General features: G+C 65.7%; 19 protein-coding genes. 8 read left to right on the top strand and 11 right to left on the bottom strand.

Translation table 11 applies throughout. The annotated features are described in order from the left end of the window. Window positions 1–38 precede the first annotated feature (38 nt). Together J6500_RS02540 and J6500_RS02535 are read right to left on the bottom strand one after the other, a co-directional pair. A complete protein-coding gene (locus J6500_RS02540) occupies window positions 39–578 on the bottom strand; it encodes an adenine phosphoribosyltransferase (RefSeq protein ID WP_225711094.1) in 540 nt (179 codons plus the stop codon). A 114-nt stretch (window positions 579–692) separates the two neighbouring features. Then, window positions 693–2858: an anthranilate synthase component I gene (locus tag J6500_RS02535; protein WP_225711093.1), complete on the bottom strand. Its 2166-nt coding sequence runs from the start codon at window positions 2856–2858 to the stop codon at window positions 693–695. 326 nt (window positions 2859–3184) lie between these two features. On the opposite strand from J6500_RS02535, the gene J6500_RS02530 reads away from it, so the two are divergent. Both J6500_RS02530 and J6500_RS02525 read left to right on the top strand, forming a co-directional pair. Beyond that, the gene (locus tag J6500_RS02530) at window positions 3185–4183 is read left to right on the top strand and encodes a VOC family protein (protein WP_225711092.1); all 999 of its coding nucleotides are present in this window, start codon (window positions 3185–3187) and stop codon (window positions 4181–4183) included. A 161-nt stretch (window positions 4184–4344) separates the two neighbouring features. Further along, the gene (locus tag J6500_RS02525; protein WP_225711091.1) at window positions 4345–4500 is read left to right on the top strand and encodes a hypothetical protein; all 156 of its coding nucleotides are present in this window, start codon (window positions 4345–4347) and stop codon (window positions 4498–4500) included. 51 nt (window positions 4501–4551) lie between these two features. Here the strand turns inward: J6500_RS02525 and J6500_RS32140 are convergent, their stop codons facing one another. The 5 genes from J6500_RS32140 to petA all read right to left on the bottom strand — a co-directional run bounded on the left by J6500_RS32140 (window position 4552) and on the right by petA (window position 8692). After that, on the bottom strand, window positions 4552–4842 hold the full coding sequence (locus J6500_RS32140) for a type II toxin-antitoxin system RelE/ParE family toxin (RefSeq protein WP_225711090.1): 291 nt from the start codon (window positions 4840–4842) through the stop codon (window positions 4552–4554). Beyond that, window positions 4839–5066 (bottom strand): hypothetical protein, encoded by a 228-nt coding sequence (locus J6500_RS02515; protein WP_225711089.1) that lies wholly within the window; start codon window positions 5064–5066, stop codon window positions 4839–4841. Before J6500_RS02515 ends, J6500_RS32140 begins: the two co-directional genes overlap by 4 nt. A gap of 118 nt (window positions 5067–5184) precedes the next feature. Next, complete coding sequence (locus tag J6500_RS02510; protein WP_225711088.1) at window positions 5185–5859, bottom strand: dienelactone hydrolase family protein; 675 nt, start codon at window positions 5857–5859, stop codon at window positions 5185–5187. A gap of 158 nt (window positions 5860–6017) precedes the next feature. Next, the gene (locus J6500_RS02505) at window positions 6018–8090 is read right to left on the bottom strand and encodes a cytochrome c1 (RefSeq protein WP_225711087.1); all 2073 of its coding nucleotides are present in this window, start codon (window positions 8088–8090) and stop codon (window positions 6018–6020) included. A 71-nt stretch (window positions 8091–8161) separates the two neighbouring features. Further along, on the bottom strand, window positions 8162–8692 hold the full coding sequence (gene petA, locus J6500_RS02500; protein ID WP_211984960.1) for a ubiquinol-cytochrome c reductase iron-sulfur subunit: 531 nt from the start codon (window positions 8690–8692) through the stop codon (window positions 8162–8164). A gap of 277 nt (window positions 8693–8969) precedes the next feature. Here petA and J6500_RS02495 point away from each other — a divergent pair, with 277 nt between their 5' ends. The 6 genes from J6500_RS02495 to J6500_RS02470 all read left to right on the top strand — a co-directional run bounded on the left by J6500_RS02495 (window position 8970) and on the right by J6500_RS02470 (window position 12487). Beyond that, complete coding sequence (locus J6500_RS02495; RefSeq protein ID WP_225711086.1) at window positions 8970–9431, top strand: tRNA (cytidine(34)-2'-O)-methyltransferase; 462 nt, start codon at window positions 8970–8972, stop codon at window positions 9429–9431. 11 nt (window positions 9432–9442) lie between these two features. After that, a complete protein-coding gene (gene queE, locus J6500_RS02490; protein WP_225711085.1) occupies window positions 9443–10075 on the top strand; it encodes a 7-carboxy-7-deazaguanine synthase in 633 nt (210 codons plus the stop codon). 34 nt (window positions 10076–10109) lie between these two features. Beyond that, complete coding sequence (locus J6500_RS02485) at window positions 10110–10475, top strand: 6-pyruvoyl trahydropterin synthase family protein (RefSeq protein ID WP_225711084.1); 366 nt, start codon at window positions 10110–10112, stop codon at window positions 10473–10475. Window positions 10476–10477: 2 nt separating this feature from the next. Continuing rightward, window positions 10478–11368 carry an oxygen-dependent coproporphyrinogen oxidase gene (gene hemF / locus J6500_RS02480; protein ID WP_225711083.1) on the top strand — a complete coding sequence of 297 codons (891 nt, stop codon included), beginning with the start codon at window positions 10478–10480 and terminating at the stop codon, window positions 11366–11368. After that, window positions 11359–12099 carry an HAD family hydrolase gene (locus J6500_RS02475; RefSeq protein ID WP_225711082.1) on the top strand — a complete coding sequence of 247 codons (741 nt, stop codon included), beginning with the start codon at window positions 11359–11361 and terminating at the stop codon, window positions 12097–12099. The genes hemF and J6500_RS02475 overlap by 10 nt, the downstream gene beginning before the upstream one ends. Window positions 12100–12211: 112 nt before the next feature. Next, window positions 12212–12487, top strand: coding sequence for a DUF2158 domain-containing protein (locus J6500_RS02470; RefSeq protein ID WP_225711081.1), 276 nt, complete (start codon window positions 12212–12214; stop codon window positions 12485–12487). A gap of 127 nt (window positions 12488–12614) precedes the next feature. Here J6500_RS02470 and J6500_RS02465 read toward each other — a convergent pair whose 3' ends face one another. The 4 genes from J6500_RS02465 to J6500_RS02450 are packed head-to-tail and all read right to left on the bottom strand — an operon-like array spanning window position 12615 to window position 15455. Further along, window positions 12615–13871: a CCA tRNA nucleotidyltransferase gene (locus tag J6500_RS02465; RefSeq protein ID WP_225711080.1), complete on the bottom strand. Its 1257-nt coding sequence runs from the start codon at window positions 13869–13871 to the stop codon at window positions 12615–12617. After that, entirely contained in the window at window positions 13868–14134 is a 267-nt protein-coding gene (locus J6500_RS02460; RefSeq protein WP_225711079.1) for a DUF6111 family protein, read from the bottom strand. The genes J6500_RS02465 and J6500_RS02460 overlap by 4 nt, the downstream gene beginning before the upstream one ends. Beyond that, window positions 14131–14802: a CoA pyrophosphatase gene (locus tag J6500_RS02455; RefSeq protein WP_225711078.1), complete on the bottom strand. Its 672-nt coding sequence runs from the start codon at window positions 14800–14802 to the stop codon at window positions 14131–14133. Before J6500_RS02455 ends, J6500_RS02460 begins: the two co-directional genes overlap by 4 nt. Continuing rightward, complete coding sequence (locus tag J6500_RS02450) at window positions 14799–15455, bottom strand: DUF1285 domain-containing protein (RefSeq protein WP_225711077.1); 657 nt, start codon at window positions 15453–15455, stop codon at window positions 14799–14801. Before J6500_RS02450 ends, J6500_RS02455 begins: the two co-directional genes overlap by 4 nt. Window positions 15456–15547 lie beyond the last annotated feature (92 nt).

Raw genomic sequence — 15547 nt, 5'->3', positions numbered from 1 at the left:
CCGGCCTCTCCCCGCAAGCGGGGCGAGGCGAGGAAAGACTAATGCCCCTCGAACGCCATCAGCGTGCGCACCGGGACTTCCATTGCGCGCAGCTTGTCGGCGCCGCCGAGGTCGGGCAGGTCGATGATGAAGCAGGCGGCGACCACGTTGGCGCCGATCTGGCGGAGCAGCTTCACCGCGCCCTCCGCGGTGCCGCCGGTCGCGATCAGATCGTCGACCAGGATCACGCGCTCGCCGGGCTCTATCGCGTCGGCATGCATCTCCATCTCGTCGATGCCGTATTCCAGCGAATAGGCGATCCGCACCGTGGTGTGCGGCAGCTTGCCCTTCTTGCGGATCGGCACGAAACCGGCCGAGAGCTGATGCGCCACCGCGCCGCCGAGGATGAAGCCGCGCGCCTCGATGCCGGCGATCTTGTCGACCTTCGACCCGGCCCAGGGATGCACGAGCTCGTCGACCGCGCGGCGAAACGCGCGGGCGTCGGCGAGCAAGGTCGTGATGTCGCGAAACAGGATACCCGGCTTGGGGTAATCCGGGATGGTGCGAACGGTCGACTTGATGTCCTGGTCGAAGGTCATTGGTGTCTCGCTTTTCTCCGCATCGTCATTGCGAGGCGCGCAGGCGAGGAAGCAATCCATCTCTCCGCGGGGGAGACATCGATTGCTTCGCTGCGCTCGCAATGACGGTTCAAGTCAATTCGTCCCCGGGTTGAGCCGGAATGCATTCTCCACGATACGCAGTCCGACCTCGTTGCCGAGCGACATCAGCGACTCCGGGTGGAACTGGACGCCGGCGACCGGCAGCGTCTTGTGCTCGATCACCATCGCGACACCATCCTCGGTGGTCGCGGTCACATCGAGCACGTCGGGCACGCTGTCGCGCTCGACGTAGAGCGAGTGATAGCGGCCGATCACGATCTCGTTCGGCAGGTTCCGCATCAGCCGCCCGCCGCGCACCTGGACACGCGAGGGCCGGCCATGGGCCGGCTGGGTGAGTTGGCCGAGCTCGCCGCCGAAATATTGGCCGATCGCCTGCACCCCTAGGCAGACGCCGAAGATCGGCAGCTGCCTTTCCAGCGCGGTACCGATGGTCTTCGCGATGCCGAAATCCTCCGGCCGCCCGGGTCCCGGCGACAGCACCAGCAGATCCCAGCCGCGCTGCTTCAGCATGTCCTGGGCGTGGACGTGCCGGACCACGGTGACGTTGGCGCCGACCTGGCGGAAGTAATCCGCCAGCATGTGCACGAAGCTGTCGTCGTGGTCGATCAAGAGCACGTTCTTGCCGGAGCCGGTGGCGTCAGGGGCGAAGTCCGACAGCGGCTTCGGCGGATCGCCACGCAGCGCCTGGAACAGCGCCGCGGCCTTGACTTGGCACTCGCGGTCCTCGGCGGCCGGATCGGAATCGAACAGGCAGGTGGCGCCGACCCGGACCTCGGCGAGGCCGTCCTTCATGCGGATGGTGCGGATGGTCAGGCCCGTATTGATGCTGCCGTCGAAGTTGACGCAGCCGATCGCGCCGGCGTACCAGCGCCGCGGCGAGCGCTCGTGGTCCTCGACGAACTGCATCGCCCACAGCTTCGGCGCGCCGGTCACCGTCACCGCCCAGGCATGGGTCAGGAAGGCGTCGAGCGAATCGAAGCCCGGCCGCAGCATGCCCTCGACGTGATCGACGGTGTGGAACAGCTTTGAGTAGGTCTCGATCTGCCGCCGCGCCAGCACCTTGATGGTGCCGGGCACGCAGACCCGTGCCTTGTCGTTGCGGTCGACGTCGGTGCACATGTTGAGCTCGAACTCGTCCTTCTCCGAGTTCAACAGCTTGCGGATCTGCTCGGCGTCGCCGATCGAGTCGGTGCCGCGCGCGATGGTGCCGGAGATCGGGCAGGTCTCGACCCGGCGGCCGTCCGAGCGCACGAACATCTCCGGCGATGCGGAGACCAGGAATTCGCCCTCGCCGAGATTCATCAGCGCGCCATAGGGCGACGGGTTGATGCGGCAGAGCCGCTGGAACACTTCCGCCGGCGAGCGCTCGCAGAGCTCGGCAAACAGCTGCCCGGGCACCGCCTCGAACAGATCGCCGCGAGCGAACGCGGCGCGCGCGGTCTCGACGGTCGCCTGGTATTCGCCGGGCGCGTGATCGGCAAAGCCCTGCCGCCCCGTCTTCGCGTAGACGCTCTCGGCGGTGTCGTGCGGCAGGCCCGCGGTCGACTTGCCCTTCCACGCGAACTCGTAAGTGAGCGCCACGCCGCGCCCGGTGGCGCGGTCATAGGCAAGCAGGCGGTCGGGCACGTAGAGCACGATGTCGCGCTGGTCGGCCTCGCGGGGGCGCTTCTGCACGAGGTCCTCGATCTGGAATACGAGGTCGTAGGCGAAGGCGCCGAACAGCCCGAGCAGCGGATCGGCATTGGAGGTGAACGCCGCCACCATATCGCGCACCAGCGACATCACGCTGGCGCGGCGGGTGCGCTGATCCTCCTCGACCGGCGCGGCGCCGCGGACGATGTGGCCTTTGAGCCTGACAGCACTGCGCTCGGTGATCACCGCACAAGGCTCGCGCAGGACGTCGCCGAGGAAGGCGATCAGCACCTCGCCGCGCGGGTTCAGCGCGGTGAGCGAGAAATCGGTGCCGGAGGTTTCCAGCACCAGCGGCGGATCGGCAAAACCGAGATCGAAGCTCTCATAGCGGCCCGGCACCGTGGTGCCCGAGGACAGCACCACGCCGCGGCGGCGGTCGAGCAGCGCGATCAGGTCGTCGAGGCGGTTGGCGCCGCCGGTGAACTGCTCGACCACGCGGGCGACCGCAAGCCCGCCATTGGTCAGGTACTCGCTCTTGGCCGGCAGGGAGAAGACTGTCCTGTTCATGTGATCCTCTTACGAGACTTGCCGAGAGAGCGCCACACAGGACAAACGAAGGTACCGTCGCACTGCGATGGCGACCTTCGACGTTTTTGGGGAATGAACCGCACCGGCCACCTATGAGAAGGTGGGCCACCAACGACGGGATGGGCTGGCAACGGTGTTCATGGCAGCTACTCACCACCGGGCGCGGGCCGTGTCAAGGGAGGCGCGCCCGCACTGCCCCGGCCCGGGACAACCTTTTCCGGTTCGAAAGGCGGCAAATCCGCGTAGGATTACGCCAATGGCGGACGGTCGACCGCCCAAAAAACGGACAGCGGATGGAGACGCACATGGCGATACTGGGTCTCGGCTATGCCGGCTTCGGTTCGGACGCCCTCGACGACTGGCGACAATTCGGCACCGGCCTGGTCGGACTGCAGGCCATCGAGCGCGGCAACTCGCTGCTCGCCTTCCGGATGGACGACCGCAAGCAACGCATCGTGATCGACCGCGCGCTAGGCGAAGGCGCGCGCTTCTTCGGCTGGGAGGTGGCGGATACGGCCGCGCTCGACGCGCTGGCGGCGCGGCTGGAGCGTGCCGGGGCCGCGGTGACCGCCGAGCCGCCATCGCTCGCCGACAGCCGACGGGTACGCAGCCTGATCTCGTTCCACGATCCCGCCGGCAACCGCCTCGAGGCATTTCATGGCGCCGAGATCGACGACACGCCGTTCAAGCCGGGGCGATCGATTTCCGGCTTCCGCACCGGCGCGCAAGGGCTCGGCCATGCCGTGCTGACGGTCGAGCACATCGCACCTGTGATGAGCTTCTATGTCGACGTGCTCGGCTTCGGCCTCAGCGACTACATCGAGAAGCCGTTCCGCGCCTACTTCTTCCACGTCAATCCGCGCCACCACTCGCTGGCGCTGATCGAGACCGGCAGGAGCGGCATGCATCACCTGATGGTTGAGCTGTTCTCGCTCGACGATGTCGGGCAGGCCTACGACGTCGCGCAGAAGGAAGACCGCGTCAACGTCACGCTCGGCCGCCACACCAACGATCTGATGACGTCGTTCTACGCCAAGTCGCCGTCGTCCTTCATGGTCGAGTGCGGCTGGGGCGGCCGCGAGATCGATCCGGCGACCTGGACCCCGTTCGAGATGCATGATGGCCCGAGCCTGTGGGGCCATGAGCGCATCTGGCTGTCACCGGAGGACCGCGCCATCGCCCGCGAGATGCGGATGCGCGCCGCCGCGGAGGGCCGCCGCGCGCCGGTGCAGGTGATGGAAGGCAATTTCAAGCTGATGTCCGGCACCTGCCCATGGTGGGACGGTGTGCGCGACAGGAATTAATGACACGCGTAGGCCGGATCGCGTGTAGCCCGGATGGAGCGCAGCGTAATCCGGCCTACGGATCGCTGCGTGCCGGGGCGCAATATGTCGATCGATGTCTCACGCCTTACCTACGCCGCTTTCCGTGCACGACATGGGCTCAACGCAACTGGAGCCCCGAGATGTCGGACGACGAACGCTACAAGGAAGTCTTCAACCGCGCACACGAAGCCGAGATGGCTGCAGCCGATGCGCGCAAGAGCAAAATGCTCGCGCGATCCGCCTTTCTGGTCGCGGTGCTGACGCTCGCCGTGACGATATGCGACCATTGGAGGTGATGCGTTCCGAGCCGGGTAGCCCGGATGCAGCGCAGCGCAACCCGGGGCCGGCTAGAGATCGCCCGCCTTTGGCACATCGCGCCGGCCATGCCGGATATGAAGGATAATAAGTTCGTGCTCTGTAACTCGGTGGTAGACGAGATACGGATATCGAGAGGTCGGCAAGACCCGCACCTCTGGAATGTCCGGTTTCCCGGCCAGGCCGGGATATCGCGCAAGCAGCTCGATCGTCAGCCGTATCTGTCGAACGACTGCCGTCGCCGCCCGCCTGCTGTGCTCTGAGATGTAATCGTGAATTTGGTCGATATCGTTGCGCGCTCGCCGTGCAAAACGCAACTTCACAGGCCGCACTTCTCCCAGAGTGCCGCCATTTCCTCATCGCTCGCGAATTCGCCGCGCCGAGACTGTTCGAGGCCTTCGAGAATGCCGGCTCGGTGCTCGTCCGGTACGACGAATGCTTCGGCTCCCGCCGCGACGATCTGCTCCAGCAGTTCTGCGACATATGCTTGCCGGTCTGGAGGCAGCCGGCGGAACTTCTCGATGGCGTCTTCCAGGATCCGGTTCATGGCCGAAATATAAGGCCGCCGGACCGCCAAATGCGAGTAGCCCTGATGAGCCGGAGAGCCCGCTATTCGGTCGTCCCTGCGGAAAGCAGGGACGACATCACGCTGGCGGTTGACCGCCCTACCCCAGGTGCTTCCTGAAGAAGTCCGTCGCGCGGCCCCAGGCGAGTTCGGCGGCTTCGCGGTCGTGTACCGACTGGCGCTGCTCGTTGACAAAGGCGTGCTCGGCGTCATAGCGGAACAGCTCGAGCGATTTGCCGGCGGCCTTCATCGCCTTCTCGAAATTGCCGACCAACTCCGGCGTGCACCAGTCGTCCTTGTTGGCGAAGTGCGCCTGCAGCGGGATCTTCACGTCGGCGGGCTTGGCCGCCTGCTCCGGCGGGATGCCGTAGAACACGACGCCTGCAGTCAGTTCCGGTACGTGCACCGCGCCGATGATGGTCACCGCGCCGCCGAGGCAGAAGCCGGTCAGGCCGACCTTGGCGCCGTTCTTGGCGAGATATTGCGCGGCGCCGCGCACGGTCTGGGTGGTGGCGTCCATGAAGTCGAGCGAGTTCATTTCTTTGCCGGCCGCGTCGGTGTCGTGATACGGCACCACCTTGCCCTTGTACAGATCGGGCGCCAGCGCATCGAAGCCGGCCACCGCGAAGCGGTCGCACAGGCCCTTGATCTGGTCCGACAGGCCCCACCATTCCTGGATCACGACGACACCGGGCGCGTTGCCGCGTGCGGCATTGGCGAGATAGCCCGTGGCATCCTTGCCGTCCGGACGCTTGAAGCTGATGCTGGTACCCATGAGTTCCTCCGCAATGTTGGCCGGCGATTGGCCGGCATCTTGTCCGCACTCCGCGACTGACGCAATCGCCCGCAGGCGAACTCGCGGACTCGTCATTGCCGGACAGCAAAAAAGCCCCCGCAGGGGCTTTTTCAATGTCGCGATACCGTGCCTCCGCGTCAGTGCGCGTCGGCCCAGACCTTCTTCTTGGTGAAGTACATCAGGCCGGCGAAGATGATCAGGAAGGCGAACACCTGCAGACCGAGCCGCTTGCGCGCCTCCATGTGCGGCTCGGCGGCCCACATCAGGAAGGTGGTCACGTCGTGCGCGTACTGCTTGACCGTCGCCGGCGAGCCGTCGTCATAGGTGACCTGGCCGTCGGAGAGCGGCTTCGGCATCTTGATGGCGTGACCGGGGAAGTACTTGTTGTAGTACGAACCCTCGGGGATCGTGACGCCGGCCGGCACCTTGTCCTCGAAGCCCTGCAGGATCGCGTCGACGTAATCCGGGCCCTGTTCCTGGTACTGGGTGAAGAAGTCGACCACGAACATCGGGAAGCCGCGCTTGTAGGAGCGCGCCTTGGCGATCAGCGACAGGTCGGGCGGCGCCGCGCCGCCATTGGCCGCGCGGGCGGCCTGCTCGTTCGGGAACGGCGACGGAAAGTAGTCCGCGGCGCGGCCGGGACGTTCGAACATCTCGCCCTGGTCGTTCGGGCCGTCCTTGATCTTGTAGTCCGAGGCGAATGCCGACGCCTGCGCCGCCGAGTAGCCGGGACCGCCGGGGTCGGCGAGGTTGCGGAACGCGACATAGGACAGGCCGTGGCAGGCCGCGCAGACTTCCTTGTAGACTTTCAGGCCACGCTGCAACGAGCCGCGGTCATAAGTGCCCAGAGGTCCCGAGAACGACCACTTCTGGGCCGGCGGCTTGTCGCCGCCCTCCTCGGCCTTGGCGCTTTGCGCGCCGCCGACCAGGAGGCCGCCCGCGATCATGATGGCGATCACGGTCGACACCATCGGCTGGGCCTTGCCTTTGCTCTTCGCCAGCACGTCGTCGGCGATCGAGTTCGGCACCGGCCGCGGGGTCTCGATGTAGGACAGCAGCGGCAGCACGATCAGGAAGTAGGCGAAGTAGCAGACCGTCAGGATGCGGCCGGCGATCACGTAGATGCCTTCCGGCGGCTGCGAACCGAGATAGCCGAGCCCGATGCAGACCACCACGAAGATCCAGAAGAACTGCTTGGCCAGCGGGCGGTATTTCGACGACCGGGTCCGCGCGCTGTCGAGCCAGGGCAGGAAGCACAGGATGATGATCGCCGAGAACATCGCCACCACGCCGGCAAGCTTGTTCGGGATCGAGCGCAGGATCGCGTAGAACGGCAGGTAGTACCATTCGGGCACGATGTGCGCCGGCGTCACGCCCGGGTTCGCCGGGATGTAGTTGTCGGCGTCGCCGAGATAGTTCGGCATGTAGAAGATGAACCAGGAATAGAACAGCAGGAAACAGGACACGCCGAACATGTCCTTGATCGTCGCATACGGCGTGAACGGCACCGTGTCCTTCTCGGTCTTCGCCTCGACGCCGGCCGGATTGTTCTGGCCCGCGACATGCAGCGCCCAGATGTGCAGCACGACGACGCCGGCGATCACGAACGGCAACAGGTAGTGCAGCGAGAAGAAGCGATTCAGCGTCGGGTTGCCGACCGAATAGCCGCCCCACAGCAGGGTCACGATGCTCTCGCCGAAATACGGGATGGCCGAGAACAGATTGGTGATGACGGTGGCGCCCCAGAAGCTCATCTGGCCCCACGGCAGCACGTAGCCCATGAAGCCGGTCGCCATCATCAGGAGGTAAATGATGACGCCGAGGATCCACAGCACCTCGCGCGGCTCCTTGTACGACCCATAATAGAGGCCGCGGAACATGTGGATGTAGACCGCGAAGAAGAACATCGACGCGCCGCAGGCGTGCATGTTGCGCAGCAGCCAGCCGTAATTGACGTCGCGGACGATCAGCTCAACCGACTTGAAGGCGAGGTCGGCGTGCGGCGTGTAGTGCATCGCCAGGATCACGCCGGTCAGGATCTGCACCGCCAGCATCATCGACAGGATGGCGCCGAAGGTCCACCAGTAGTTCAGGTTGCGCGGCGTCGGATAGGCCACGAAGGACGAGTGGATCAGGCCGAAGATCGGGAGGCGCCGTTCGATCCACTTCAAGGCGGGGTTGCTCGGTTGATAATCGGATGGTCCGCTCATTGATGCGATCCTGAGAAGAAAAACGACGCGATGGGTCCAAGTGGAGGCCGAAGCCCCGGAAGCTCCGGGACTCAGCCGATCTGGATTTTGGTGTCGGAAACGAAGGTATAGGGCGGCACCGCCAGGTTGGCGGGCGCGGGCCCCTGACGGATACGACCGGAGGAGTCGTACTGCGAGCCGTGGCAGGGGCAGAAGAAGCCGTCGTAATTGCCCTCATGAGCGATCGGGATGCAGCCGAGATGGGTGCAGATGCCGATCACGACCAGCCACTGATCGTGGCCAGCCTTGACGCGCGCGGAGTCGGGCTGCGGATCGGGCAGGCTCGAGAGCTGCACGTTCTGCGCCTCTTCGATCTGCTTCTTGGTGCGATGACTGATGTAGATCGGCTTGCCGCGCCAGAAGACCTTGATGTCCTGGCCCTCGGCGATCGGCGTCAGGTCGACCTCGATCGGCGCGCCGGCAGCAATGGTCGCGGCATCCGGGTTCATCTGAGCGACCAGCGGCCAGACGACGGACGCGGCGCCGACCGCAGCAGCGGCCCCGGTTGCAACAAAAAGGAAATCACGGCGTGTCGGATGGTCCGCCGAAGACGCTGTCGTCACGTTTCCAAGCCCTTTCATATCCGCAGCCGGTGAAACCGCCCCGGAGACGCAGGAACGCGCCCAGGAAAGGCTGCCGGCGCCCGCGGCCCCCGCGGCGGCAGAAAACCACCATTCCACACCCCAAATGGCGGAACAGCAGTCCAGAATCGTTCTATTGGCACCCTTGCCGGATCAGTGCAAGCCCGCTATCGGCTCGCAAGCGTGCAATGCACGAAATCCGCCCCGGGCGATGTTTTATTGAGACAATTTCATCCAGTCTTCACAGGTCGTGAGCACCATGCAGATCGCGCTGTTCCAGCCCGATATCCCCCAGAATACAGGGACAATACTGCGCCTGTGCGCTTGCCTGGACGTGGCGGCCCATATCATCGAACCGGCGGGCTTTGACACGTCGGACCGGCATTTCCGCAGGGCGGGTATGGACTATCTCGACCATGTGCGGTTGAAGCGTCACGACTCATGGTCGAAATTCGAGGAATGGCGGGCCGAGGCCGGCTGCCGGCTGGTCCTGTTCACGACCAAGGCGGCGGAATCCTACCTTGATTTCGCCTATGCTGCCTCCGATGTCCTGCTGTTCGGGCGCGAGACGGCCGGGGTCACCGATGCGGTGGCGGCCGCCGCGGATGCGCGGCTGGTGATTCCGATCAGGCCGCCTCTGCGCTCGCTCAATGTGGCCGTCACGGCGGCCATGGCGGTCGGCGAGGCGCTGCGCCAGACCGGTTCGACAGGTTCAGGCTAAAGGGATTTTTGGTGAGCTACGCGGTCAAGGAGATCTTTCTGACCCTGCAGGGCGAAGGCGCCCATGCGGGCCGCGCCTCCGTGTTCTGCCGCTTCGCCGGCTGCAATTTGTGGAGCGGCCGCGAGCAGGATCGCGCCGGAGCGGTTTGCCGGTTCTGCGACACCGATTTCGTCGGCACCGACGGCACGCTGGGCGGCCGCTATGCGACCGCGGGGGAACTCGCCGACACCATCGCCGCGCAATGGACCGGTGGCGACACTGAGCGCTACGTCGTGCTGACCGGCGGCGAACCGCTGCTGCAGGTTGACGCCGCCTTGATCGACGCCCTGCACGGGCATGGCTTTGCCATTGCCCTCGAAACCAACGGCACCATCGCGCCGCCTGACGGGCTCGACTGGATCTGCGTCAGTCCGAAGGCCGACAGCGAGCTCGTCGTGCGCAAGGGGCACGAGCTCAAGCTGGTCTATCCGCAGCCGGAGAACCGGCCGGAGGATTTTGCGAACCTCGCCTTCGAGCGCTTCTCGCTGCAGCCGATGGACGGTCCCGAGGTGATCGAGAACACCGCGCGCGCGATCGAATACTGCCTGAAGCATCCGCAATGGCGGCTCAGCGTGCAGACGCACAAGTCGCTCGGCATCAGATGAACTGGATTTAGAGAGAACTGGACTAGCGAAACAGATGTGGGAATTGACGAAGGCGTTCCGGTTCGAGGCTGCGCATGCGCTGTCCGGAACGACATTTGGTGCAGACAGCGAGGAGATCCACGGTCACTCCTTCCGCGCAGAGGTCACGGTGCGCGGCACGCCGGATCCGGCCACCGGCATGGTGGTCGATCTCGGCCTGCTCGAACGCGGCATGGAAGAGGTGCGCAAGACGCTCGACCACAAGCTGCTCAACAGAATCGAGGCGCTCGGCCCGCCGACGCTGGAGAACCTGTCGCGCTTCATCTGGGAGCGGTTGCAACACTCCGCGAAGCTGACCCGTGTCAGTGTGCATCGCGACAGCTGCAACGAGAGCTGCACCTATTACGGACCGCAGGGATAGAAATGCTGCCCACAGACCCCGCCATCACCGAGGATCGCAAGGCGCGCGCGCGCGGCTGGTTCGAGACGCTGCGCGACGATATCTGTGCGGCGCTCGAACGGCTTGAGGACGAGGCGCCCATGGCGCTCTACCCCGGCGACGCCGGCCGCTTCGTGCGCACGCCGTGGGACCGCACCGATCACAGCGGCAGACCGGGCGGCGGCGGCGTGATGTCGATCATGAAGGGACGGCTGTTCGAGAAGGTCGGCGTGCACTGCTCGACTGTGCATGGCGAGTTCGCGCCCGAATTCCGCGCGCAGATTCCGGGCGCCGCCGACGATCCGAGATTCTGGGCCTCGGGCATTTCGCTGATCGCGCATTTGCGCAATCCGAACGTGCCCGCCGTACACATGAACACGCGCTTCGTCGTGACGACGAAAGCCTGGTTTGGCGGCGGCGCCGATCTGACCCCGGTGCTGGACCGGCGGCGCACCCAGGAGGATGCCGATACGGTCGCCTTCCACGCCGCGATGCAGGCGGCCTGCAGCAGCCCGGTCGCCGACTACGAGAAGTACAAGAAGTGGTGCGACGAGTATTTCTACCTGCCGCATCGCAAGGAAGCGCGCGGCATCGGCGGCATCTTCTACGACTGGCACGACAGCGGCGACTGGGAGGCCGACCTCGCCTTCACCCAGGACGTCGGACGCGGCTTCCTGAAAATCTATCCCGAGCTGGTGCGGCGCAATTTCTCGGCCGCCTGGACCGCCGAGGATCGCGAGGAGCAGTTGGTCCGCCGCGGCCGCTATGTCGAGTTCAACCTGCTCTATGACCGCGGCACCATCTTCGGGCTGAAGACCGGCGGCAATGTGGATTCGATCCTGTCGTCGCTGCCGCCGGAGGTGAAATGGCCCTGATCAAACTGCCGCGCGCGATGCTGATCGACATGGATGACACCATCCTGTCGGCCTATGGCCGCCCCGAAATCGCGTGGAACACGATCGCCGCCGAATTCGCCGACGAACTGGCACCGCTGCCCCCGGCCGAGGTCGCGACCGCGCTGTTGGCGTCGGCGCGACAATTCTGGGCGGCGGCGGAGCCGATCTGGCGGATCAAGCTCGGCGAGGCGCGGCGGCTCACCGTGCGGGGCGGCTTCGCGATGCTCGCGGCTGCCGGCCATCGTGCCCTGCCGGACGAACTTGCCGACCGCATCGCCGATCGCTTCACCGCCTATCGCGAGGAGGCGATGTTCGTCTTCCCCGGCGCGCACGAGGCGATCGACGCGTTCAAGGCGCTCGGCATCAAGCTCGCGCTGGTCACCAACGGCAATGCCGACATGCAGCGCGCCAAGGTCGAGCGCTTCGCGCTCGGCCATCGCTTCGACCATATCCAGATCGAGGGCGAGCATGGCTTCGGCAAGCCGGAGGAGCGTGCCTATCTGCACGCGATGGAGGCGCTCGGCGTCACCGCGCCCGACACCTGGATGATCGGCGACAATCTGGAATGGGAAGTCGTGGCGCCGCAGCGGCTTGGCATCTACGCGATCTGGATGGACGTGCACGGCGTCGGGCTACCGCCGGAATCGACGGTGAGGCCCGACCGCATCATCCGTTCGCTGACCGATCTGCTGCCCGCTGCGCAGGGATAGCGCGGCGGAACCTTTTCCACGTCAAATCGATCCTTCCGCCGCGGGCCGTGATCGGACTGTCATCACCGCTCGCTAGCTTGCGGGCCGCGTCATCAAACGCGGAGGGAAGATCATGGAACTGAAGCCAGGCGACGTTGTCATCCTGAAATCCGGCGGCCATCCGCTGACGGTGGTGGAAGTCAACGAAGAGAACGTCGAGTGCCTCTGGATGGGCGTCGACGGCGACCTGTTTCGCGAAACGTTGCCCGTCATTGCGCTCGAATCGACCGAACTCGATCCGGAAGAGGACGAGGAGGAAGACGACGAGGAGGACGAGGACGACGACGAGGAGGAAGAGGCCGACGAAGACGACGACGGCGACCGCAAGAAGAAGCGCAAGGCCGCGTAGCTTCGCTCAGTGCGATGCTGCCTGGCAAATGCCGGCGGCATCGTCTCCCTCGCTCCCCCAATCCCATGCAGTCATCGATCATCGCACGCCGCCGGCGAGCCCGGCAGCGGCGCTTCACGGCTGATGGTTACAGCCGATGGTCGCGGGTGAAGCGGGAAACGGTCTGGTCGGCGATATCGGCCAGAACCTTCGGCTCCAGCGGAAAGTCCGCGGCGAGCCAGGCATCCTCGGCGAGGGTCAGGACATGTCCCAACGCCGGCCCCTCGGCAATGCCGCGCGCGATGAAATCGGACGCTCTCAAGGGAAAGTGAGGCGCGCGCCAACGCTGCGGCAGCGCCGCGAGCGAGCGCCACTGATCGACATCGCCCCGCGCGCCGCTGCGCGCCCAGGCCAGCAAGAGCCGGTCGCGATAGGGCTCCTCGCCGAGCCGGTAGAGCCGGCGCCGCGCATGCGCCTCGTCCATGCCGGGCAGTCGCCACCACCGGTGCCCCATCGAGTCGAGCGCCTTGGCTTCGGCGTTCGAGAGCCGCAGCCGACCTGCGATGCGCCGCGCATCCTCGGTCACCGCGACCGTCAGTGCGGCGAGCCGGCGCACCGCGCTCGGCGCCAGCTCCATCAGCCGCTCGATCTCGATCATCGCGGCGAACGGGCCGGTATAGGCGACGCCGCCGAACAACGGCTGCAACAGGCCACCGTCGCCCATCGCGACGACCGCGGAAGCGGCGCCGTCCGCCACCACGAGCTTGATCATCTCCATGCGGATGCGCTCAGCCGACAGGCCGGCGAGCCCGGCGCGGCCGCCGATGCAGGCGAGATAGCCGGCGCGGTCGACCTCGCCTTCGCCATAGGCGGCGTGGAAGCGGAAGAAGCGCAGGATGCGTAAGTAATCCTCCGCAATCCGCTGCGCGGGATCGCCGATGAAGCGCACGCGCCGTGCCTCGACATCGGCAAGCCCGCCGACATGATCATGCACGACGCCGTCAGCATCGACCGACAGGCTGTTGATGGTGAAATCGCGCCGCATCGCATCGCGCACCCAGTCGCGGCCGAACGTCACCTTGGCCTTGCGGCCGTAGGTCTCGATGTCCTCGCGCAGCGTCGTCACCTCGAACGGCTGGCTCTCGACGACCAGCGTCACGGTGCCGTGCTCGATGCCGGTCGGCACGCTCTTGATGCCGGCCCGCCTGGCGCGGCGAACCACCTCGTCGGGCGGCGCGGTCGTTGCGATGTCGATGTCGCCGAGCGGAAGCCGCATCAAGGCGTTGCGCACCGCGCCGCCGATCACCCGCGCCTCTTCACCATCGGCGTTGAGCAGTGCGAGCACCCGCGCGGCCGGTCCCGAGGCCAGCCAGGGCGCATCGGACAATAGGCGCGCCTCGCTCATTGCTCAGCTCCGGGCACCAGCCTGCCGTGCTCGTCGATATGGGCGGGAACGTAGGTCGAGTTCGGCGGCGCGCCGGTGTATTGCGCCAGCAGAATGAAGCTCGCGATCACAAGCACCAGCGCCGCCAGCGTCAGCTTCGCCAGCATGTCGAGCGGCCATGATGCCGGCAGCGTCACGCCGGCGCGCGTCGCCATGAGGAAGATGGCATAGACCGCGAACGGGATCAGGAAGATGCCGATCTCGGTCAACACCGTGCGGATCATGACAGGTAGATCCGCTCATACAGTACCCGCAGGATGCCTGCGGTCGCGCCCCAGATGTAACGCTCGGCAAACGGCATCGCATAATAGGACCGGTCCATGCCGCGGAATTCCTTGGTGTGGACCTGGTGGTTTTCCGGATTCATCAGAAACGCCAGCGGCACCTCGAAGGCATCGACCACCTCGGCCTCGTTGATCTCAAGCGCAAAGCCCGGCCTCACCTTGGCGACCGTGGGCAGGATGCGGAAGCCGAACGCGGTGCCGTAGAGGTCGAGGTAGCCGACCGGATCGATATATTCGCGCTTCAGCCCGACTTCCTCGCACGCCTCGCGCAGCGCGGCGTCGAGCGGCGAAGCGTCGGTGGCGTCGATCTTGCCGCCGGGAAACGAGATCTGCCCGGCATGGCTCGACAGGTTGGGCGAGCGCTGCGTCAGCAGCACGGTCGGCTCGGGATGATCGACGACCGGGATCAGCACCGCGGCCGGCCGCACCGACTGCTCCTGCGCGACGATCTCCAGCATGCGGTCGTTGCCGGAATCCCCGGTGCGCGGAATGATGTGCGGATCGACCAGCCCCGGTGGCACCTCGAAATTGAGCCGCGTGCGGGCCCGCGCAAAGAATTCCGTCGAGCTGAGCGTCGCCGGCTCCACCTTCAGCAACGGCTCGTTCAAAGTGCGTCCCTCACCTGCTTGGCGTCGGCCATCGCGAAGAATTCGCCGCCGGACTCGATGCCGAACATTTCTTCACCATCGACCATTCGCGCCTCGCCCATGTCAACCAGATCGTAATAGAGCGCGCGCGTGACCTTGGCCCAGAGGTCGGCGCGGACATGCAGATAGGGCGTCAGCCCGCCATCCTCGGCGGCCTCGAATCTGAGGCCATGGCCCTTCGCGCAATCGACCCAGTCGTCGACATTGGTGCGGAACCTGAGCAGCCGGCCGCGCTCGTCGTGCAGCGTCTGCATTTCCACCGCGAGGAACGGCGCGTCGTCGACACGGATGCCGACCTTTTCGACCGGTGTCACGAGAAAGTGCTTGCCGTCCTCGCGCTTCAGGATGGTGGAGAACAGCCGCACCAGCGCCGGTCGGCCGATCGGCGTTCCCATGTAGAACCAGGTGCCGTCAGGCGCGATTCGCATGTCGATATCGCCGCAGAATGGCGGATTCCACAGGTGAACCGGCGGCAGGCCCTTGCCTCCGGCCGGACCCGATGTCGCAGCCCGATTGGCGGCGGCGGTGAGGCCGTCGAGGCCCTTGCCGCCGAGCCCCACGGTTTCTCGGCCCGAGGTCTCGCTGGCGGGATCGGTTTGCCCTTGCTTCGCCATTGTTTGCCTTAAACTTTCCAACCCTCAATCTGGCACATTTGGTGCACGTACCTGAGATGTGGTCGGGACGTCATTCTCGCCACATCGTGATG

This window comes from Bradyrhizobium semiaridum (assembly GCF_020329505.1).
Taxonomy (GTDB): Bacteria; Pseudomonadota; Alphaproteobacteria; order Rhizobiales; family Xanthobacteraceae; genus Bradyrhizobium; species Bradyrhizobium semiaridum.
The sequence above is the reverse complement of the archived record's forward strand: the minus strand, read 5'-3'. Positions and strand labels throughout refer to the sequence as shown.